17 protein-coding genes and 1 riboswitch are annotated in these 20,783 nt (G+C 44.5%); of the genes, 11 read left to right on the top strand and 6 right to left on the bottom strand.

Annotation, left to right across the window (positions count from 1 at the left end):
- The first annotated feature begins 71 nt into the window (after positions 1 to 71).
- Positions 72 to 1,289 (top strand): serine/threonine transporter SstT, encoded by a 1,218-nt coding sequence (gene sstT, locus HMPREF9421_RS03355; protein WP_006597188.1) that lies wholly within the window; start codon positions 72 to 74, stop codon positions 1,287 to 1,289.
- 29 nt (positions 1,290 to 1,318) lie between these two features.
- Here the strand turns inward: sstT and HMPREF9421_RS03350 are convergent, their stop codons facing one another.
- The 5 genes from HMPREF9421_RS03350 to HMPREF9421_RS03330 all read right to left on the bottom strand — a co-directional run bounded on the left by HMPREF9421_RS03350 (position 1,319) and on the right by HMPREF9421_RS03330 (position 7,817).
- The gene (locus HMPREF9421_RS03350; protein ID WP_006595576.1) at positions 1,319 to 2,659 is read right to left on the bottom strand and encodes an alanine/glycine:cation symporter family protein; all 1,341 of its coding nucleotides are present in this window, start codon (positions 2,657 to 2,659) and stop codon (positions 1,319 to 1,321) included.
- A gap of 143 nt (positions 2,660 to 2,802) precedes the next feature.
- A riboswitch (glycine riboswitch) is annotated at positions 2,803 to 2,893 on the bottom strand.
- 136 nt (positions 2,894 to 3,029) lie between these two features.
- Complete coding sequence (locus tag HMPREF9421_RS03345; protein ID WP_006595575.1) at positions 3,030 to 4,448, bottom strand: C69 family dipeptidase; 1,419 nt, start codon at positions 4,446 to 4,448, stop codon at positions 3,030 to 3,032.
- An 80-nt stretch (positions 4,449 to 4,528) separates the two neighbouring features.
- Positions 4,529 to 6,865 carry an endonuclease MutS2 gene (locus HMPREF9421_RS03340; RefSeq protein ID WP_006595574.1) on the bottom strand — a complete coding sequence of 779 codons (2,337 nt, stop codon included), beginning with the start codon at positions 6,863 to 6,865 and terminating at the stop codon, positions 4,529 to 4,531.
- A gap of 96 nt (positions 6,866 to 6,961) precedes the next feature.
- A complete protein-coding gene (locus HMPREF9421_RS03335) occupies positions 6,962 to 7,516 on the bottom strand; it encodes a CvpA family protein (RefSeq protein WP_006595573.1) in 555 nt (184 codons plus the stop codon).
- Positions 7,517 to 7,526: 10 nt separating this feature from the next.
- Positions 7,527 to 7,817: a cell division protein ZapA gene (locus tag HMPREF9421_RS03330; protein ID WP_006595572.1), complete on the bottom strand. Its 291-nt coding sequence runs from the start codon at positions 7,815 to 7,817 to the stop codon at positions 7,527 to 7,529.
- A gap of 153 nt (positions 7,818 to 7,970) precedes the next feature.
- On the opposite strand from HMPREF9421_RS03330, the gene HMPREF9421_RS03325 reads away from it, so the two are divergent.
- From HMPREF9421_RS03325 to recD2, 4 genes are all read left to right on the top strand, one after another.
- Entirely contained in the window at positions 7,971 to 8,450 is a 480-nt protein-coding gene (locus tag HMPREF9421_RS03325; RefSeq protein ID WP_006595571.1) for a glutathione peroxidase, read from the top strand.
- A 55-nt stretch (positions 8,451 to 8,505) separates the two neighbouring features.
- Entirely contained in the window at positions 8,506 to 9,396 is an 891-nt protein-coding gene (rnhC, locus tag HMPREF9421_RS03320; RefSeq protein WP_006595570.1) for a ribonuclease HIII, read from the top strand.
- 3 nt (positions 9,397 to 9,399) lie between these two features.
- Positions 9,400 to 10,038, top strand: coding sequence for a signal peptidase I (lepB, locus tag HMPREF9421_RS03315; protein WP_006595569.1), 639 nt, complete (start codon positions 9,400 to 9,402; stop codon positions 10,036 to 10,038).
- Positions 10,039 to 10,129: 91 nt separating this feature from the next.
- Positions 10,130 to 12,565 carry an SF1B family DNA helicase RecD2 gene (recD2, locus tag HMPREF9421_RS03310; protein WP_006595568.1) on the top strand — a complete coding sequence of 812 codons (2,436 nt, stop codon included), beginning with the start codon at positions 10,130 to 10,132 and terminating at the stop codon, positions 12,563 to 12,565.
- A 27-nt stretch (positions 12,566 to 12,592) separates the two neighbouring features.
- On the opposite strand, the gene dinB is transcribed toward recD2, so the two are convergent.
- Positions 12,593 to 13,705 (bottom strand): DNA polymerase IV, encoded by a 1,113-nt coding sequence (gene dinB, locus HMPREF9421_RS03305; protein WP_006595567.1) that lies wholly within the window; start codon positions 13,703 to 13,705, stop codon positions 12,593 to 12,595.
- A gap of 225 nt (positions 13,706 to 13,930) precedes the next feature.
- On the opposite strand from dinB, the gene pflB reads away from it, so the two are divergent.
- The 6 genes from pflB to HMPREF9421_RS03275 all read left to right on the top strand — a co-directional run bounded on the left by pflB (position 13,931) and on the right by HMPREF9421_RS03275 (position 20,738).
- Positions 13,931 to 16,246, top strand: coding sequence for a formate C-acetyltransferase (gene pflB / locus HMPREF9421_RS03300; protein ID WP_006595566.1), 2,316 nt, complete (start codon positions 13,931 to 13,933; stop codon positions 16,244 to 16,246).
- Between the two features lie 140 nt (positions 16,247 to 16,386).
- Positions 16,387 to 17,145: a threonine/serine exporter family protein gene (locus tag HMPREF9421_RS03295; RefSeq protein WP_006595565.1), complete on the top strand. Its 759-nt coding sequence runs from the start codon at positions 16,387 to 16,389 to the stop codon at positions 17,143 to 17,145.
- Positions 17,146 to 17,149: 4 nt separating this feature from the next.
- The gene (locus HMPREF9421_RS03290) at positions 17,150 to 17,617 is read left to right on the top strand and encodes a threonine/serine exporter family protein (protein WP_006595564.1); all 468 of its coding nucleotides are present in this window, start codon (positions 17,150 to 17,152) and stop codon (positions 17,615 to 17,617) included.
- 106 nt (positions 17,618 to 17,723) lie between these two features.
- Positions 17,724 to 17,954, top strand: coding sequence for a hypothetical protein (locus HMPREF9421_RS03285; protein ID WP_006597105.1), 231 nt, complete (start codon positions 17,724 to 17,726; stop codon positions 17,952 to 17,954).
- A gap of 344 nt (positions 17,955 to 18,298) precedes the next feature.
- The gene (locus tag HMPREF9421_RS03280; protein WP_006595562.1) at positions 18,299 to 19,477 is read left to right on the top strand and encodes a hydroxymethylglutaryl-CoA synthase; all 1,179 of its coding nucleotides are present in this window, start codon (positions 18,299 to 18,301) and stop codon (positions 19,475 to 19,477) included.
- The gene (locus HMPREF9421_RS03275; protein ID WP_006595561.1) at positions 19,470 to 20,738 is read left to right on the top strand and encodes a hydroxymethylglutaryl-CoA reductase, degradative; all 1,269 of its coding nucleotides are present in this window, start codon (positions 19,470 to 19,472) and stop codon (positions 20,736 to 20,738) included. Before HMPREF9421_RS03280 ends, HMPREF9421_RS03275 begins: the two co-directional genes overlap by 8 nt.
- The last annotated feature ends 45 nt before the right edge of the window (positions 20,739 to 20,783 follow it).

Here is a 20,783-nt window from a genome sequence, read left to right as displayed (position 1 = left end):
TTAGGCTCACCTTGATTTTCAGACTTATCTATCGTATAATGGACGGTAAACTTTCAATAAAGGAGGTCCTTATGGTCAAACGATTCATTCAAACTTGGAATAAAACCAACCTTATGAAGCGGATTGCAATCGGAATCTTCGTTGGAGCTCTCTTAGCTCTGCTTCTTCCTCAAGCATCTGCAATTGGTCTATTAGGGGAAATCTTTGTAGGAGGCTTGCGGGCAATTGCTCCTCTTTTAGTCTTCGCACTTGTCGCTAACGCCCTCTCCCAGCACCAAAAGGGAACCCAAACCAATATGAAATCAGTCATCATTTTGTATCTATTGGGAACTTTTGCGGCAGCCCTGGTAGCAGTCCTGGTGAACTATCTATTTCCTATTACCATTTCTTTAACGGGAACTAGTGCTGAAGGAACTTCTCCCGATGGACTAGGGGAAGTTATCAGCAACCTTCTTTTAAAAATCGTGGACAATCCCCTCAATGCCCTTATCCAGGCTAATTATATCGGGATTTTATCCTGGGCCGTAGTCTTTGGTGTTGCTATGAGAGAAGCTAGTGAGCACAGTAAGGACCTCCTTCAAACCCTAGCGGATATTACTTCCAAGATTGTCGAATGGATTATTAACCTAGCTCCATTTGGAATTCTAGGCTTAGTCTATACCACCATCGCAGGACAAGGCTTTGATGGACTCAAGAGCTATGGGCTCCTCTTACTTCTCTTGGTTGGCACCATGTTCTTCGTTGCTCTAGTCATCAACCCGATTTTTGTCTACATCATGATTCGCAAAAATCCTTATCCGCTCGTCTTCAAATGTCTACGAGTGAGTGGATTGACTGCCTTCTTTACTAGAAGCTCTGCTGCTAACATCCCTGTCAATATTAAACTTTGTAAGGAGCTAGGTCTCAACCCTGATACTTACTCGGTCTCTATCCCTCTAGGATCTACTATTAATATGGCCGGAGCTGCCGTTACCATTAATACCTTGACCCTAGCTGCTGTCAATACCTTAGGCATTCAGGTCGATTTTGGGACTGCCCTGGTCCTCAGTATCGTTGCAGCTGTTTCAGCCTGTGGGGCTTCTGGAGTAGCTGGTGGCTCCCTCCTCTTGATTCCTGTCGCCTGCAGCCTCTTTGGTATCGACAATGATATTGCTATGCAAGTAGTCAGCGTGGGCTTCATTATTGGTGTCATCCAAGATTCTTGTGAAACAGCTCTCAACTCATCAACAGATGTCCTCTTTACAGCTATTTCTGAAATGAAAGATTGGCCCAAAGAAGAACGCTATTAAGCCAGAAAGACCATATCACAAGATCTGGTCTATTTCTTTTTCTTAAAATACCGTTTGCTTTCCTTTATAATCACAGGTGATAAGGCTAACAAGGCGATGAGGTTCGGCAAGGCCATCAGTCCATTCACAATATCGGCAATGATCCAGACCAACTCCAACTGAAGAAAGCCTCCTACCCCCACCATCAGGATAAACAGAAGACGGTAATAGGGAATCAGTTTGACACCCGCCAAAAATTCGACACAGCGTTCACCATAATAAGACCAACCCAAAATGGTCGTCGTCGCAAACAAGACCAAACAAAGGGTCAGAATGATCCCACCGATGTGGCCAAAGGTCGAGATAAAGACCTGTTGGGTCAAATCACTCCCAACTTGCCCCACTGTTGTCCACTGGCCAGACACTAAAATAGCTAGACCAGTTAGGCTACAAATAATTATGGTATCGATGAAGGTCCCGGTCATAGAAATCAAACCTTGCTCCACTGGCTCTTCCGTTTTTGCTGCCGCTGCTGCAATCGGCGCAGATCCCAGTCCTGACTCATTGGAGAAAACTCCACGCGCCACCCCTTTTTGAATAGCCTCTTTCACCAAGGCTCCAGAAAAACCACCGATAGCCGCGGTTCCTGTAAAAGCACCTTGGAAAACTTGGGATAGAACGGTCGGCACTTGGTCCATATTCAAGACAATAATATAAACTGTCGCAAAGATATAGGCTGCAGCCATAAAAGGAACCACCTTTTCGGAAACCTTGGAAATCCAATGAATTCCCCCAAATATGACAGCCGATACGATTCCTGCAATGACCAGACTAGCGACTTGAGGAGAAAGTTGAAAACTAGTCTTCAAAGCGCCCGTAATGGCATTCACCTGGGTCATGGTTCCAATCCCAAAGAGAGCCACCAAGACACCTGCCAGGGCAAAGAAGATGGCAAGGGGGCGCCATTTTTCACCCATCCCATGAAGGATATAGTACATCGGACCACCAGAAATGTGACCATTGTCATCCTTGGTCCGGTAGCGAATGGCCAACAAACCTTCTGCATACTTGGTCGCCATCCCAAAGAAGGCCGCCATCCACATCCAAAAGAGGGCACCCGGACCTCCTGTTTGAATAGCTGTCGCTACTCCGACAATATTTCCTGTCCCAACTGTTGCCGCCAAGGCTGTTGCCAAGGCTCCGAAGCTAGAGATATCCCCTTCTCCTTGATCTTCTTCAAAAATGAGCCGAAAGGCCTGAGGCAAACGAAAAACTTGAAGCAAGCCCAAGCGGAAGCTCAGATAAATCCCAGTCCCCACCAAGAGGATCAAAAGGGGAGCCCCCCAGACCACATTATCTACTTGTTTAAAAAATACTAGCCAATCTGTCATCCTTATCTATTTCTCCTTTTATCATTTGTCTAACTTTAGAAAGGGATAGCCATCCACTTCCTCCACATCATCCAAAGAGAAAAAGAAAGAGTACATGTCAAACATGTACTCTGGTGCTCCAAATAAAAACCAAAAAGGCTTCTATCTTTTGCTCTGTCCTTTTACCTGAGAGTTTGAGTAGAATGCTCTACCTTGCCCCTTCGGTGCCTTTACGGTCTCTCCAGAGTTCCGTCCATTTCACAGTCATAGGAAGGCCCTACTTCTGAAAAACTTCATCCGGTATGATGTTCAATTTGTTCTATTTTAGCATAATTTGAAAAGAAGGTCAATATTTTCAGAAACCATCATGAAATAGCACAACTTAGCCCAACTAATCACTCAAAGAAAAATGGTTGGTCATCAGGTTGCTAGCATCCAACAAGATCTTATCCAATAAGCGATCCGTCGCTTCTTGAATCTGATCACTCATTTCCTGATTTTCTCTTTCGAAGTCAACAGTTTGTCCTGCTGCCAAGGCTTGATCCACTCGTCCAATCCGAGCATGCCCAAGGGACATAGTGCTTTCTTGGTAATCTTCTAAATCTCCAACATGATGACTATAGTGGGCATCTGCCAGACCAGCAATGATCCGATTGGTCCAATAGAAGGAATCCGTTGTCACCTTTTCTGTCGTATTGGCAAAATAATCCGGGGTTTTATCTACCTGGGTAAAGAAAGGAACAGCTGTATTGAAGGGCATAGACCCATAGCAAAGCCATTGAATCCCGGTTGTCTCTTGAGGACGATTTGGCCGCAATTGAAGAATGGCCGTCTGGCTAGTTCGGTTAATACCAATGGTACGGAAGGTCCGACGACTATGACTATCTCCTTCTGAACCATAAGGATCATAGGCTGAATCCTGGTAGTGACTGCTGAGGACATATTTGACATCTTCAATCGTAATCTTGCGATAAGGTTTTTGACACCAAGGAAGAAAGAAGGAACGAGGATCTTGCTCCACTTCTGGGTTGAGGAACCGTTGAATATCCCAAGCACGTGGTGTGTTGTAATGGCGGTCCTTGTCTCGCTGGCTCCCAAAAGCATAACGAGGGTTAAAGGAGGAACCGTCAAAATCCAAGGCCAAGTGATGCCGTTCCACAAAATCTTTCAAGTCTGGGTCACATAAAAATTCTTCCGGGCGATCAAACTCAAAGCGATCACTTCCCAATTGATTGGGATTGGTCACATAGGCATCGTCAGGTACACGGCGGGCCATCCAGTGATGACCTCCGATGGTTTCCAACCACCAGATTTCATTGACATCGCTGATAGCCACCCCATTAGACTCATAGGTGCCGTATTCCTCAAGGAGTTTCCCCAAACGAAGAACACCTTCCCGGGCAGTCTGGACATAAGGAAGGACCAAGGTCAGCATGTCTTCCTCCCCGATGCCACTTTCCACCAGAGGATCCGCTCCCAAGACTCGGCTATTGGTCGTAATGGTTTCTGTTTCACTCATGGCCACATTATAGTGATTGATACCCGCTTCTCCCCAGATACCATCCTTAGGAATAGCATCTGGAACAGCTGTGTAACGAACAGGGTTATCAGGCAGATCTATCTCAAAAGGAGATAGGACTGACCGATAATGACGGGGTTGATCCTCTGGCTGAACAACGATAAATTTCTTAGGGGTAAACACTCCGTTTTGAGAGTCTTCTGTGCGAGCTACAATGGTTGAACCATCATAGCTAGCACCTTTTCCGACGAGTATGGTGGTGCAAGAATCGGACGAACGATTAGGGGTCATAAACTTTCCTTCTTTCCGTTTAAACTGACTGTATTATAGCAAAAAGCGTGCCTGATTAAAAGGCACGACTGACTCTTTGCTTATTTAAAGGTAACAATTGTTGCTCCACTTCCTCCTGCATTTTGAGGAGCGTATTCAAAGCTTTTGACATGCTTATTGCGACGAAGGTACTTGGTGACCCCTTCCCGGATGACCCCTGTTCCAATGCCGTGGATGATATCGACTTGGGCCATATTGTTGAGAAGCGCTTGGTCGATAAAGCTGTCCAATTCTTCCATGGCTTCCTCATACCTTTTACCACGAAGGTCCAAGCGAGCCCGAGGACCGTTGACGTTGGACCGTTTGACCACGTGAACCTGGCGCTTTTTCGGTTGTGAAGCATCTTTTTCAGCTTTTAGAAGATTAAATTCTTTTTCTTCCAAGGTCATCTTGATTAGTCCCACTTGGGCTTCCCAACGACCATCTTTGAGCTGCTTGGTAAGACTTCCTCTTTGCCCATAGCTGATGACCAAGATCTCGTCTCCTACTTTTGGAGCTCGGGCTTTCTTGGCCTGTTTCAAGACCTTGTTCTTTGATAGGTCGACCGTTTCTGGAGATAATTTCTTCAACTGAGACTTAGCCTCAATAATTTCATGGGGCTTGAGTTGTGATTTGGCATGGAGACCTTGTAAGATCTGGTCGCTTTCTGCTAGAGCCAGATCTACAATTTCTTGCGCTTCTTTACGCGCCTTGTTAAGCTCTGTCTCCCGCTCCCTGGTCAACTCATTATACAATTTCTTGAGGACACGGTTGAATTTTAGATTTTCCTGTTCGACATCTCGGATGGAGTCGAGGCGTTTGCGACTTTCTAGGGTCTGAGCTTCCAACTTTTCAATGATGCGGTTGACATCCCGATCTTGATTGGTCATCCCCTGCGCTTGACGAACGATCACTTCTGATAAGCCTAGACGACGAGCGATCTCAAAGGCATTAGAACGTCCTGGTACCCCCTGCATAAACCGATAGGTCGGACGCAAGCTGTCCGTATCAAATTCCATGCTGGCATTTTGAACACCAAGGGTTTCAATCCCATAGGCCTTAAGTTCTGGATAGTGGGTGGTTGCCATGGTCTTGATCCCTCGTAAGCGGAGATCTTCTAGAATGGCAATCGCTAGTGAAGCCCCTTCTTGGGGATCCGTTCCAGCTCCCAACTCATCTAGCAAGACCAAGGATTCCTCATCGACCTGCTCCAAAATAGAGACAATATTGGTCATGTGACTGGAGAAGGTAGATAGGCTCTGCTCGATCGACTGCTCATCCCCAATATCAGAGAAGATTTGCGTGAAGACAGCTACCTTACTCCCAGTATCTGCTAGGATTGGCAACCCCGACTGGGCCATTAATTGGGCTAGTCCTAGGGTCTTCAGCATGATGGTCTTCCCACCCGTATTCGGCCCTGTAATCACAATCTCTGTGAGGTCTTTGCCAAAGTGGATATCATTGGGAACAGCCTTCTCGATCAAGGGATGACGAACCTGCAGCAGCTGAATCTCCCCTTGAGCTGACAAGGCTGGAATGGTCCCTTTTCGATCCTGTAAAAAGCGATGTTTGGCACGAACGAGGTCAATATGACCGATCAGCCAAGCATTGTTCCGGATTTCCCCCGCATGAGGCCGAAGGAGATTTGAAATTTCTTCCAAGATCCGGAGCATCTCGAAGCGTTCATCCGCACGATGGTTCGCAATCTCTTCATTGAGATTGACGACTGCTCGAGGTTCGATATAGACAGTATTCCCACTAGTAGAAATATCGTGAACTACACCGGCAATCCGATTGCGGTAAGTGTTTTTGACTGGCAAAACATTTCGTCCATTCCGACTAGCTACGACCTGATCAGCCAGCATTTCGGACTTGCTCTTCAACAATTCTTGCAGAATGTCTCGCACTTGGTGTTCATTCTCTTGAATCCGTCGACGGATTTTAGCCAAAGTTTCGCTGGCAAAATTTTCGATAAATCCAGCCTCATTAATGGCATGTAAACTTCCCTGCAACTGTGGAAGATCGACTAGATTTTCAAAAATTCGATCCAGTTTTTCCAAGCGGACATTTTCTAATTCATCATAAAAATTTCGCAATTCATGAGTCACGCGCAGGACTTTCTTCACCGCTAACAATTCATCAATATTGAGCGATGTTTCTAATTCTAAACGTTTGGTCACCGGACGAATTTCTTGGATGGTGGGCACGCTAAAGTGCGGATGCTCCACAAATATCTGAGCCATATCCGCCATCTCAAGAAAGGCGGTTTCAATTGCTTCTTTTTTTGCAAGCGGGGCTAATTCCTGCAACTCCACTTCGCCCTGCTCCGTTTGCAAATAGGGCTCTACTAAGTTTTTGACTTTTTGAAACTCTAAGGTTTCGAGAATTTTTTGATTCATGTTTCTCCACAACAGAAAAGGAGGCTGATTTTGGTCTGAGCCTCCCCTTCCTTTCTATAATATCTCTCATGAACTGTTACACATGATGAGAAGTGATTACGCACCTAAGATTTTTACAACCCAAAGTTGTTTCAAGAGGCCTGCTGTAAGGGGGCTATGTTGCACCATAAATCGAATGAGGAAACTTCCATGGAGCCGATCTTGAATGGCTACCATGGGGATTGTTGATAAAATCGTGAATCCCATTTGCAGAACAAAGTAAGTCACCAAGACAGCTAAAACACCACTGGCAATCTGAAACGGGAACTCCTCCCATTTTTCAGGCGTTGGAATCAAGGGAATAAAGAGTCCAATCACTCGACCAATCGCATAGACCAAAACAAACAAGATGAAATAAGCCAAACCAGCGTAAAAAACTTTGTCTAAGTGAAAGAGTTGGTCCGCACCATAAAAATAGGTTTTTGAAGCTTGTGTTGCACTCGAAAATGGGATCCATAGACTAATGGTTTTTGCCAAGGACTGATAGCCTGATCCTGCGACCAACATGGCCACAACCATGGTGAAAAAATAATATCCTTGAAGCAAAATCCCTCGTGAATACCCAATATAAAAACTCCAAGCTAGGATGAATAAAATCAGGATTGAAAACATGCAACTCCCCTTAATTAGATGATCTACCGACCAGGCCATCTAGGGCCTTGCGACGAAAGTCTTCCAATTCTTTTTCCTTATCGTCAAACTCAATCTCACGACTCAATTGTGTTGATAAACTATTGATTGCTAGTAAAATAGCCAGGGTCTCATCATCAGCAACTGGCATTTGTTCTTTAATCGCTTCATATTTTTCCTTCGCGACCCGTTCAACTTCTTCCATGAAGAGATTATCATGATTAGTTGTGAGAGTCAGCGATTTATTGCCGAAAGTAAATTTGTATCTATTTAAGCTGGACATAAAAAATCACCTCACGATATTATATCAAAATCTAGCCTGCTTGTCAGTAGAAAAATCCCCTTCCTATAGGAGGTACTGGAGGCAGTAGGCCACGGTTTATCTTTTTTTCCCCAAGCATGATACAATAGAGAAAGTAGGAAAGGACGTAAAAAAATGAATATTTATGATTTCTCTATAGAAGCCCAAGACGGGAGCACCATCCCCCTAGAAACCTATCGAGGGCATGTGCTTCTCATCGTCAATACAGCAACAGGTTGTGGTCTGACGCCTCAATACCAGGGATTGCAAGAGCTCTATGAGCGCTACCATAACCAAGGTTTTGAAATCCTTGACTTTCCATGTAATCAATTTATGGGCCAAGCGCCGGGCAATGCTGAAGAAATCAATCAGTTTTGTAGCCTCCATTACCAAACCAGTTTCCCACGCTTCGCAAAAATAAAAGTCAATGGGAAAGAAGCCAGTCCCCTTTACCAATGGCTCAAAGAACAAGCTAGTGGTCCCTTGGGCTCCCGTATTGAATGGAATTTCGCCAAATTCTTGATCGATCGCCAAGGCCAGGTCGTCCACCGCTTCTCTTCAAAAACCGATCCTCAAGCAATTGAAGCAAGTCTAAAAGAAGTCCTTTCAGACTAAATTCGGTTGGTCTTTTTCTGGCCTTTCATAGAGCATTTATGATACAATAAGGGCTATGGAAACAATCACATTGTCCCCTCAAAATGAGGACATCCAAGCATTTGTTCGTCAGTACCAAGACCATTTGGCGCCTTCAAAAAATCCATATATCCGATATTTTTTTAAGGCTCCTGGTGCAACCATTTCGATTTACACATCAGGAAAGGTTGTCCTACAAGGTAATCAAGCCACGCGCTATGCTGCCTTTTTCGGTTACCAGCAAGATCCGATAGACCAAGCACTTGCCGGACAAGACTTCCCCTTAATCGGAACGGATGAAGTTGGAAACGGCTCTTACTTTGGAGGGCTTGCCGTAGTAGCTTCACTGGTCAGCCCGGAGCAACATGCCCGCTTAAAAAGTCTAGGAGTTGGGGATTCTAAAACCCTGGATGATCGAAAAATTCGAGCTCTCGCACCGATCCTCAAAAAAGAAATCCCACATCAGGCCTTGCTGCTGACACCTAAGAAATACAATCAGGTCATCGCCTCTGGCTACAATGCGGTATCTGTCAAGGTCGCCCTCCACAATCAAGCTATTTTTTTGCTCTTGCAACAAGGGGCAAAAGCTCAAAAAATTGTGGTAGATGCCTTTACGACCAAGAAAAACTATGATCGCTATGTTCAGGCAGAAGCGAATCAGGTCCCACAAGTCGTCACCCTAGAAGAAAAGGCCGAAGGAAAATACCTGGCGGTAGCTGTGAGTTCCATTATCGCTCGCGATCTCTTCCTCCAAAATCTGGAAGAATTGAGTCAAGAACTAGGCTATACCCTTCCTAGTGGTGCTGGTACTCCCTCAGATAAGGTTGCTGCTCAACTATTACAGGCCTATGGCATTCAAGCCCTTGACTACAGTGCCAAACTTCACTTTAAAAATACAGAAAAAGCAAAAAAATTAATAGAAAGATAAAGCATGAAACCTTCAAAAAAATCAAACAATCCAGTTCGTTCTTTCCTGAAAGAATGGGCGCTCTTTGGCCTCATTATTGGAGGCATTATTCTCTCTCGTATTTATCTGTGGACACCTGTCCGTGTCGATGGCCATTCTATGGATCCAACCTTGGCAGACAGTGAATACCTTCTCGTAATCAATAAACTGCCTATCGACCGTTTTGATATCGTGGTCGCTAGTGAAACAGAAAATGGAAAAACCAAAGAAATCGTTAAACGGGTCATTGGACTCCCTGGCGAAACCATCGAGTACAAAAACGATGTCCTCTATATCAACGGCAAAGAAACTGACGAGCCCTACTTGAAAGAATACATTCAAAAATTCAAAGAGGATAAATTACAGTCAACCTATTCTGGAAAAGGGTTCGAAGAAAATGGAGAGCTCTTCCGCCAAATGGCACAGATAGCCGAGGCTTTCACTGTTGATAAAGATGGAAGTGCGACCTTCACGAAAAAGCTCTTGGATGATGAATATCTACTCCTTGGTGATGATCGAATCGTTTCTAAAGATAGCCGTCAGGTTGGGGCTTTCAAGAAGGATCAAATCAAAGGAGAAGCCGTTCTTCGCCTCTGGCCACTCCTTCCATTCCAGACTTATTAACCCATGATGAGGTTGGAACTCTTGTTCCAATCTCTTTCAATATCTTCGTGAGAGATACTCTCTCTGATTACTACTAAAAAGGAAACTCTGCATGGAATACTATTTCTCAGGAACCATTGAGCGAGTCATTTTTGAAAATCAAAGTAGTTTTTTCCGTATCTTATTGTTGGATATCAATGATACCGATGCAGAGGACTATGATGACTTTGAAATTATCGTTACTGGAACGATGGCAGATATCGTTGAAGGAGAAGATTATACCTTCTGGGGAGAACTGGTCCATCATCCGAAATATGGCCAACAGTTGCAAATGAATCGCTATGAACGAGCCAAACCCACCAGCAAAGGCTTGGTGAAATACTTCTCTAGCGATCATTTTAAAGGAATTGGACTCAAAACAGCCCAAAAGATTGTGGATCTCTATGGTGAGGATACCATTGATAAAATCCTTCAAGCACCTGAAAAGCTAGCCTCTATCTCCGGACTTTCTAAAAAGAATCGCGAGGCCTTTGTCGAAAAACTACAGCTCAACTATGGTACAGAACGGGTCCTCGCCCAACTTGCCAACTATGGCATCCCTAATAAACTAGCCTTCCAAATCCAAGATTTCTACAAAGAAGAAACCTTGCAAATCGTCGAATCGGCTCCCTATCAACTGGTCGAAGATATTCAAGGAATGGGTTTTAAGATTGCCGACCAACTAGCAGAAGAATTAGGGATTGCCAGCGATGCACCTGAACGCTTCCGAGCCGGGCTAGTCCATAGTCTGTTAACCCTCTCCTTAGAAACAGGGGACACCTATATTGAAGCCAAAGAATTGCTCCAGGCCACTATCCAACTCTTAGAAGCATCCCGTCCCGTTGAGCTCGATCCAGCTAGCGTTGCCCAAGAATTGGCCAGTCTCATCGAAGAAGACAAGGTGCAAAACATTAACACTAAGATTTTCAACAACAGCCTCTTCTTTGCGGAAGAAGGGATCCGCAGCCATATCGGTCGCTTGCTAGAAAAAGGAAAGCAAGAATCTTTCGAACCAGAAAAAATCGAACAAACAATCGATGACATTGAAGAAGATCTCCATATCCACTACGATCCCATCCAACGGAAGGCTATCCAGGAAGCCATCCAGCAAAAGGTCTTCGTGCTAACAGGTGGACCAGGAACGGGGAAAACAACTGTTATCAATGGGATTATCGGAACCTACGCCCGCCTGCACCAATTGGACCTTCGGAAGAAATCTCAATTACCAATCCTCTTAGCTGCTCCAACCGGTCGAGCAGCGCGAAGAATGAGTGAACTGACTGGTCTTCCGAGCGCCACCATTCATCGTCACTTAGGAATGACGGGAGACGATGACACGAGTCACTTGGACGATTATCTCGATGCGGATTTTATCATTGTCGATGAATTTTCTATGGTGGATACTTGGTTAGCCAATCAGCTTCTCAGCAATATCTCCTCCAATACCAAACTCTTAATTGTTGGAGATGCCGATCAGCTTCCTTCTGTGAGTCCTGGACAAGTCTTGTCCGATCTCCTACAGATCCCAAGCATCCCTCAAGTCAAACTGGAACACATCTTTCGTCAAGGTGAGGATTCGACGATCGTCACTTTGGCCAGTCAAATTCGCAAAGGCCAACTGCCTTCTGATTTTACAGAGAAAAAGCCCGATCGTTCCTATTTTGAAGCGCCGAGCGAGCTCATCGCTCCCATGATTGAAAAAATCACCAGTGCTGCCCTTCGCAACGGCATCCCGGCCCGGGACATCCAGGTCCTTGCTCCTATGTATCGAGGTTCTGCTGGCATTGACCAGATTAATGGTCTCATGCAAGAACTTCTCAATCCATTAGAAACAGATGCTATTTTCTTTCAAGCGCTAGATTGCCAGTATCGAAATGGTGACAAGGTCATCCACCTGGTCAACGATGCCGAGAGCAATGTCTTTAACGGAGATATTGGCTACATTACCGACCTTTTACCGGCTAAGTATACCGAATCCAAACAAGATGAACTTACCATCCAGTTTGACGGCAATGAATTGGTCTACCCACGCAATGAATGGTACAAGATTCGCCTAGCCTATGCCATGAGTATCCATAAGTCTCAAGGGAGTGAATTCCCCGTGGTCATCCTTCCCTTGACCAATCAGAGTCGACGGATGCTCCAACGCAATCTGATCTACACAGCCATTACCCGTTCCAAAAGCAAACTCATCCTTCTGGGAGAATACACTGCATTTCACTTTGCGACACAGAATACCGGAACCGCACGAAAAACCTATCTGATTGAACGCTTTTCTGATGTACTTCCTCAAGGTAGAGAGTCTTCCTCAGCCAGCACCACTCATCTGAAAAATACTTCTCAAACAACAGAGCCCCAAAAGGAGCTTGTCTCAGTTGAAAACCACTCTGACTTATCTGCTTCCCAAGCTTCTCAACAAGGCTATCGATTAACAGAGGATAATTACTTAAGCATTGATCCCTTGATTGGCCTCACAGAGGAAGAGATTCAGAACTTCTTTAAAAAATAGTCAAAAATTCCCCGTAGGTCTATATACCTACGGGGTTTCTTCTATTAAAGATTCTTCATAGGGTTCCTGAGACTCGGAAGAAAAATTAGTGAGGGTCACCCCTAAGAGGCGAATACCTGAGGGATTAGTCTCCAAACTCTGATAAAGCTCCTGAGCCACTCTCTGAATGACTGCTGGGTCACTGGTTGCTTCCTCTAAACTTCGTCTCTTGGTCAAGGTCGTAAAATCTGCATAACGAATCTTGAGTACCAAGGTCTTACCAATTTTCTGATGCTTGGCCAAACTGCTCGCCACTTTTTCAGATAGGTTGGCTAATTCTTTTAGCACATCATCCTCGGCCACCAGCAATTTTCGATAGGTGCGTTCCTTCCCAATGGACTTGCGAATACGATTGCTCTTGACAGGACTGTTATGGATCCCCCGAGCCTTTCGATAAAGATCAAACCCAAAGCGACCGAAGTGATCGATGAGAGTCATTTCCGGCACTTCTAAGAGATCTGCACCAGTATAAATTCCTAAATCATGAAGCCGCTCCACTGTCCGTTTTCCCACACCATGAAACTTAGCTACATCTAGCTGACTTAAAAAATCTTGAGCTTGCTCGGGTAAAATAACGGTTAGTCCTCGAGGCTTCTGGTAATCACTGGCAATTTTTGCAAGAAACTTATTGTAGGAAACTCCGGCAGAAGCCGTCAAATGCAACTCATCCCAAATATCATGCTGAATCAAGCGGGCTACTTTGACAGCAGACTGAACACCAAGCTTATTGTTGGTCACATCCAGATAGGCTTCGTCGATGCTCATAGGCTCAATTAGATCGGTATAGCGTTTAAAAATTTCTCTGACTTGGAGACCGACTGCCTGATACTTCTCGTAATTACCAGGGATGAACACTGCCTGAGGACAACGTTCGTAGGCTTCTTTGGAACTCATAGCCGAATGGACGCCATATTTTCTGGCTTCATAATTGCAAGTTGATACCACTCCTCTTCCGCCAGACAAACGGGGATCATGGCCAATGATGACAGGCTTTCCCTTCAATTCAGGATGGTCGCGCTCTTCAACGGACGCAAAAAAGGCATCCATGTCGATATGAATGATCTTACGGCTCGTATCATTTACTAAAGGAAATATAAGCATGGGCAACCTCCTTTTTCATTATATCCTTATCAACGATTTTTTCCCACTAATTTCCACCTCTCCCAAGGCAAAAATATAATACAGTTTATTCATCTACACCTTTCTGTATTATAAAAGAATCCAAAATCTTTTTGTTATTCCCTTTGTGAAACCGATTTCTATGTGGTATACTACTATTGTAAGTGCAACAGATTTGTTGCTAGAAAGATATAAGAGGATTTAAACATGGTTGTTAAAACAGTTGTTGAAGCACAAGATATTTTTGACAAAGCCTGGGAAGGCTTCCAAGGGGAAGACTGGAAAGAAAGAGCCAGCGTCTCACGCTTTGTACAAGCTAACTACACTCCATATGATGGAGACGAAAGCTTCCTAGCTGGACCAACTGAACGTTCTCTTCACATCAAGAAGATTGTTGAAGAAACAAAAGCACACTACGAAGAAACTCGTTTCCCATACGATACTCGTCCAACTTCTATCGCTGATATCGCAGCTGGATACATTGACAAAGAAAACGAAGTCATCTTCGGTATCCAAAACGATGAGTTGTTCAAATTGAACTTCATGCCTCGTGGTGGTATCCGTATGGCGGAAACTACTTTGAAAGAAAATGGATTTGAGCCAGATCCAGCTGTGCATGAAATCTTCACTAAATATGTAACAACAGTTAACGATGGTATCTTCCGTGCTTATACTACAAACATCCGTCGTGCACGTCACGCTCACACAGTAACTGGTCTTCCAGATGCTTACTCACGTGGACGTATCATCGGGGTTTATGCTCGTTTGGCCCTGTACGGAGCTGACTACTTGATGGCTGAAAAAGCAAACGACTGGAACGCGATCACTGAAATCGATGAAGAATCAATCCGTCTTCGTGAAGAAGTAAACCTTCAATACCAAGCACTTCAAGAAGTTGTTAAATTGGGTGACCTTTATGGTGTAGACGTACGTCGTCCTGCCTTCGATACAAAAGAAGCAATCCAATGGACAAACATCGCCTTCATGGCTGTCTGCCGTGTGATCAACGGTGCTGCTACTTCTCTTGGACGTGTGCCAATCGTTTTGGATATCTACGCTGAACGTGACTTGGCTCGTGGTACTTACACTGAGTCTGAACTCCAAGAATTCGTTGACGATTTCGTTATGAAATTGCGTACTGTTAAATTTGCTCGTACAAAAGCTTACGACCAATTGTACTCAGGTGACCCAACCTTCATCACAACTTCTATGGCTGGTATGGGTAACGACGGACGTCACCGTGTTACTAAGATGGACTACCGTTTCTTGAACACTTTGGACAACATCGGTAACTCTCCAGAACCAAACTTGACAGTTCTTTGGACTGACAAATTGCCATACAGCTTCCGTCGCTACTGTATGCACATGAGCCACAAACACTCTTCTATCCAATACGAAGGTGTTACAACAATGGCTAAAGACGGATACGGTGAAATGAGCTGTATCTCATGTTGTGTATCTCCACTTGACCCAGAAAACGAAGAACAACGCCACAACATCCAGTACTTCGGTGCTCGTGTAAACGTTCTTAAAGCTCTTCTTACTGGTTTGAACGGTGGTTACGACGACGTTCATAAAGACTACAAAGTTTTTGACATCGATCCTATCCGTGACGAAGTTCTTGAATTCGAATCTGTTAAAGCAAACTTCGAAAAATCACTTGACTGGTTGACTGACACTTACGTAGATGCTTTGAACATCATCCACTACATGACTGATAAGTACAACTACGAAGCAGTTCAAATGGCCTTCTTGCCAACTCACCAACGCGCTAACATGGGATTCGGTATCTGTGGATTCGCTAACACTGTTGATACTTTGTCAGCTATTAAATACGCTACTGTTAAACCAATCCGTGACGAAGATGGCTACATCTACGATTACGAAACAATCGGTGAATACCCACGTTGGGGTGAAGATGACCCACGTTCTAACGAATTGGCAGAATGGTTGATCGAAGCTTACACTACTCGTCTTCGCAGCCACAAACTTTACAAGAACGCTGAAGCAACTGTTTCACTTCTTACCATCACTTCTAACGTTGCATACTCTAAACAAACTGGTAACTCACCAGTCCACAAAGGGGTATACCTCAACGAAGATGGTTCTGTAAACACAAGCAAATTGGAATTCTTCTCACCAGGTGCTAACCCATCTAACAAAGCGAAAGGTGGATGGCTGCAAAACTTGAACTCACTTGCTAGCCTTGACTTTGGTTACGCAGCTGACGGTATCTCACTTACTACTCAAGTGTCACCTCGTGCTCTTGGTAAAACTCGTGACGAACAAGTAGACAACTTGGTAACTATCCTTGATGGATACTTCGAAAACGGTGGACAACACGTTAACTTGAACGTTATGGACTTGTCAGACGTTTACGAAAAGATCATGAGCGGTGAAGATGTTATCGTACGTATCTCTGGATACTGTGTAAACACTAAATACCTCACTCCAGAACAAAAAACTGAATTGACACAACGTGTCTTCCACGAAGTTCTTTCTATGGATGATGCATTGAGCTAAGATTCAAATAGATTTTTCAAACCAGTCGGAAACGGCTGGTTTTTTCTTGTCCTGTCTTGACTAAATCCGTGGTAACACTAGTACAAATCAGTGAAATTTTGATATAATGGAGACAATCTATTAACAGAACAGGAAGAACAATGGAAGCGTCTAAAGATATGGACCGCGTGATTGATGTCCTCATGTTGGCAGGAACCCTCCTTTTAGAGAGTGGTTCTGAAATCCATCGGGTAGAGGATACCATGATCCGGATTGCTCATTCTCAAGGAATCGATGATTGCAATGCCTTAGCGATGCCAGTCGCTATTTTCTTTTCAATCGAAAATGCCAATATCACTCGGATGAAGCGGATCCTGCGGACCAATTACAATATCGAGAAGGTCTGTGATGTCAATCAGATTTCTCGCCAATTAGTCTCAGGGCACATCAATCTCGAAGAAGCCTACCAAGCCTTGAGCCAATTGAAACAAAAGGCAGTCCCTTATACCAATCTGCAGTTAACCATTGCAGCTACTCTTAGTGCCCCTTTTTTCTCCATTATGTTTGGCGGGAATTTCTATGATGCGATTGGAGCAGGTATTGCGACTGTCTTTGCCTTTGCTTTCTCTCTAGTAGTTGAGAAATATGTGCGCATCCCTTTTGCCACTGCTTTTGCGGCAGCCTTTGTCTTTGGCTTTTTGGCCCATATTTGGTCTCAATATAGTGGTTTTCCCTCCAATACCGATCTCATTATTGCCGGTTGTGTCATGCCTTTCGTTCCTGGAATCGCCATGACCAATGCCGTCAGGGATCTGATGAACAACCACCTCAACTCTGGGATGAGTAAACTTTTTGAGACCCTGCTCATCACTCTTGCCCTTGGTGCCGGAACGACCGTCGCTCTTGTCCTTATGAAATAGAATCATGAATCTAATCGAATTTTTAATCCAAGCCGTGGCAAGTTTGATTGCCATCATTACCTTTTTAATCGTCCTCAATGTGCAACGTTCCATGTTAATCCCTGGAGGAATTTTAGGGATGGCTATTTGGTTGCTCTACTATATCTTGAAAGGACCTACCAATGTTATTATCGCGACTTTTATCGCCGCCATTGTCGGTTCTTGTATCAGTCAAATTTTAAGTATCATCTACAAGACGCCTGTAGTTGTCTTTATGCTGGCTATTCTCGCTCCCCTGGTTCCTGGATATATTTCCTATCGGACTACCTCCTTCTTTGTTAGTGGCCAATATCGGCAAGCCATGACCAGTGTAACCTTGGTTGTTATTCTAGCCTTGGTCATCTCTATCGGGATGGCTAGCGGGTCTGTCGTCTTAAAACTCTACCATTCTTACCAACGCCATCAAAAAAGAAAAATGACCAATGCCAACTAGCATTGGTTTTTCAAAACTTATCTATGTAATCGCTCGCATTTTTGATTAAAAGGAGTACAATGATAGTGAGATAACAAATCCTTTAGAGTATGCGAGGTGCTGTATGATGATAAACAAGTATATCAAGTATCTTCCTTGGATGATCCTAGGAGCCCTCCCCTCCTATCAATCAGCGACTTACTATGCCCGTAATTCATTTGACTTGTTCTATCTGACCTTGAACTTTCTGATTGTGTACATCGCTTTAATCGTCTTCTACGAAAAAGTTCTAAGAGATAAATGCAAAGAACTCTTCATACGAATCATGAGCAATCCTAAAAAAGATAAGCAAGGATAAGAGTTGAAGAGAGTGGGACAGAAATCGGTAATTCGTTAGAATTCGATTTCGTCGTCCCACCTCCGCACAGTTGAGTAGGGCTGTAAAAGCTGATGAAATCAGCGTAGTAGAGTCCACTCAACCACTGCGTCTTTCTCGACAATCCAAAGACAATTGAGAGGCTAGGACTTTTGTCCCAGCCTTTTTTGTTTTTCGTCCTCTTTTTTTCAAAAAATCCTCTTGCCCAACTCGGTCCTAAGAATGATTTCCATACTGTTCTGGCTTTTTCAAGGGAGTTTTGCTCTCAAATATGGTAAAATAGTAACGAAATATACTAGTAGATATCAAATTAAAAGAGGTTATTTATGACAATCGGTATTGATAAGATTGGATTTGCGACCAGCCAGTATGTCTTGCGCTTAAGTGAGCTAGCGGCTGCTCGAAATACTGATCCAGAAAAACTCAGTAAAGGGCTCTTATTGAAAGAACTGAGTATTGCCCCTATTACAGAGGATATCGTCACACTTGGAGCAAGTGCCAGCCATAGTATTTTAACCGAAGAAGAAAAAGAAGAAATCGATATGGTCATCCTGGCGACCGAGTCAGGAATTGACCAGAGTAAGGCTGCTGCTGTTTTCGTTCACGGTCTCCTAGGAATCCAACCCTTTGCTCGGAGCTTTGAAATGAAGGAAGCCTGCTATGCTGCTACTGCCGCTTTGGACTATGCTAAACTTCATGTTGAAAAGTTCCCACAGAGCAAGGTCTTGGTCATTGCCAGTGATATTGCAAAATATGGGATCGACACCCCTGGAGAGCCGACTCAAGGAGCTGGATCTGTCGCTATGCTGGTGACGCAAAACCCACGTATCCTAGCATTTAATGATGATAATGTAGCTCAGACCCGTGATGTCATGGATTTCTGGCGTCCCAACTATTCCAGCACCCCCTTTGTCAATGGGATTTATTCGACCCAACAGTACTTGGATTGCTTGAAAACAACTTGGACAGAGTATCAAAAACGGACTGGCTTAACCTTGGATGATTTTGCTGCGGTTTGCTTCCACCTGCCTTATCCCAAGCTCGCCCTCAAGGGCTTAAAAAAGATTCTTGACAAGAGTCTTTCTCCTGAGAAACAAGCCCAATTGCAATACAATTTTGAACAATCCATTCTCTACAGCCAAAAGGTTGGGAATATCTATACGGGTTCCCTCTTCCTAGGTTTGCTTTCTCTCTTAGAGAATCAGCCTCAACTAGTGGCCGGCGACCGGATCGCCCTCTATGGATATGGAAGTGGCGCAGTCGCTGAGATTTTTAGTGCTCACTTAGTCGAAGGATATGAGCAAATGCTCCATCCAAATCGTATGGCAGAATTGGATCAGCGAAAAGCTCTTACGATTGCCGAATATGAGAAGATCTTCTTCGAAGAGGCACAATTAGATGCTGAAGGCAATCAAACCTTCCAAGGTTACCAAGATCAAACCTATGCCTTATCAGAAATCAACGAACACCAACGAACCTATGTAAAGGTAGAACACCATGGTTAAATTAACTGGTTTTTCAAAAGCAAGTCCAGCAGAGCGTATCGAAAAATTGGCTCAGGCCGGACTCCTTTCAGAAGAAGGACTACAAACAGTGAGGGACAATGACACATTGCCCCTTTCTCTTGCCAATGAAATGGTCGAAAATGTCCTCGGAACTTTAGCCTTACCCTTTGGTATAGCTCCTGGCTTCCAGGTAGATGGGCAGGAAGTCCAGGTCCCAATGGTGACGGAAGAACCCTCTGTCATTGCTGCCGCCTCTTACGCTGCAGGGTTGATCAAGCGTTCAGGTGGTTTTCAGACCCAGGTGCACAAGCGTCAAATGATTGGGCAAGTGGCTCTCTATGAGGTTAGCAATAAAGAAAAGGCCACTCAGGCGATTACAGAAGCTAAAGAAGACCTGCTCCAACTGGCCAATCAAGCCTATCCTTCCATCGTTAAACGGGGAGGAGGGGCACGAGATCTTTGGATAGAGGAGAAAGGTGACTTTCTCATTTGCTACCTATCCGTTGATCCAAAAGAAGCTATGGGGGCCAATATGCTCAATACTATGCTAGAATCTCTGGTCGACCCTTTAGAAGACTTATCTGAGGGACAGGGTTTAATGGCTATTTTGTCCAACCTAGCAACAGATGCCCTCGTCACTGCAAGGTGTCACATAGACTACCGCTTCCTCAGTCGTGATCCCAAGGAAGCTGCCGAAATCGTTCAGAAAATAGCTCTGGCCAGTCAACTAGCGGCTGTTGATCCTTATCGAGCAGCGACTCACAACAAGGGAATTTTCAATGGCATCGATGCTGTCGTCTTGGCAACTGGGAATGATTGGCGGGCGATTGAAGCGGGTGGCCATACCTATGCTAGTCGATCTGGACAAGCTCAAGGACTATCTAACTGGATAGCTCATCCAGATCAGCAAGTTCTAGAAGGCCAGTTGACTCTTCCCATGCCTATCGCTACCAAGGGAGGCTCCATCGGACTCAATCCAAGTGTTCAAGTGGCTCATGAACTACTTGGAAATCCCGATGCCCAAACTCTTGCACGGATTATTGTGTCCGTTGGCCTAGCTCAAAACTTTGCAGCGCTTAAGGCCTTGGTCAGCACCGGTATTCAACATGGGCATATGAAACTCCAGGCTAAGTCACTCGCCCTACTTGCTGGAGCTACTCCGTCAGAGGTGGCTCCGGTGGTGCAAGCATTGCTAGAGGACAAACCCTTTAACCTGGAAAAAGCCCAAGTTATTTTAGAGGAAATTCGTCAAAGTACCTAAAAAATCCTTCCGTGCAAACGGAGGGATTTTTGCTAGTTTCTTCAA

The sequence above is a fragment of the Streptococcus australis ATCC 700641 genome (genome assembly GCF_000186465.1).
Classification (GTDB): Bacteria; Bacillota; Bacilli; order Lactobacillales; family Streptococcaceae; genus Streptococcus; species Streptococcus australis.
The sequence above is the reverse complement of the archived record's forward strand: the minus strand, read 5'-3'. Positions and strand labels throughout refer to the sequence as shown.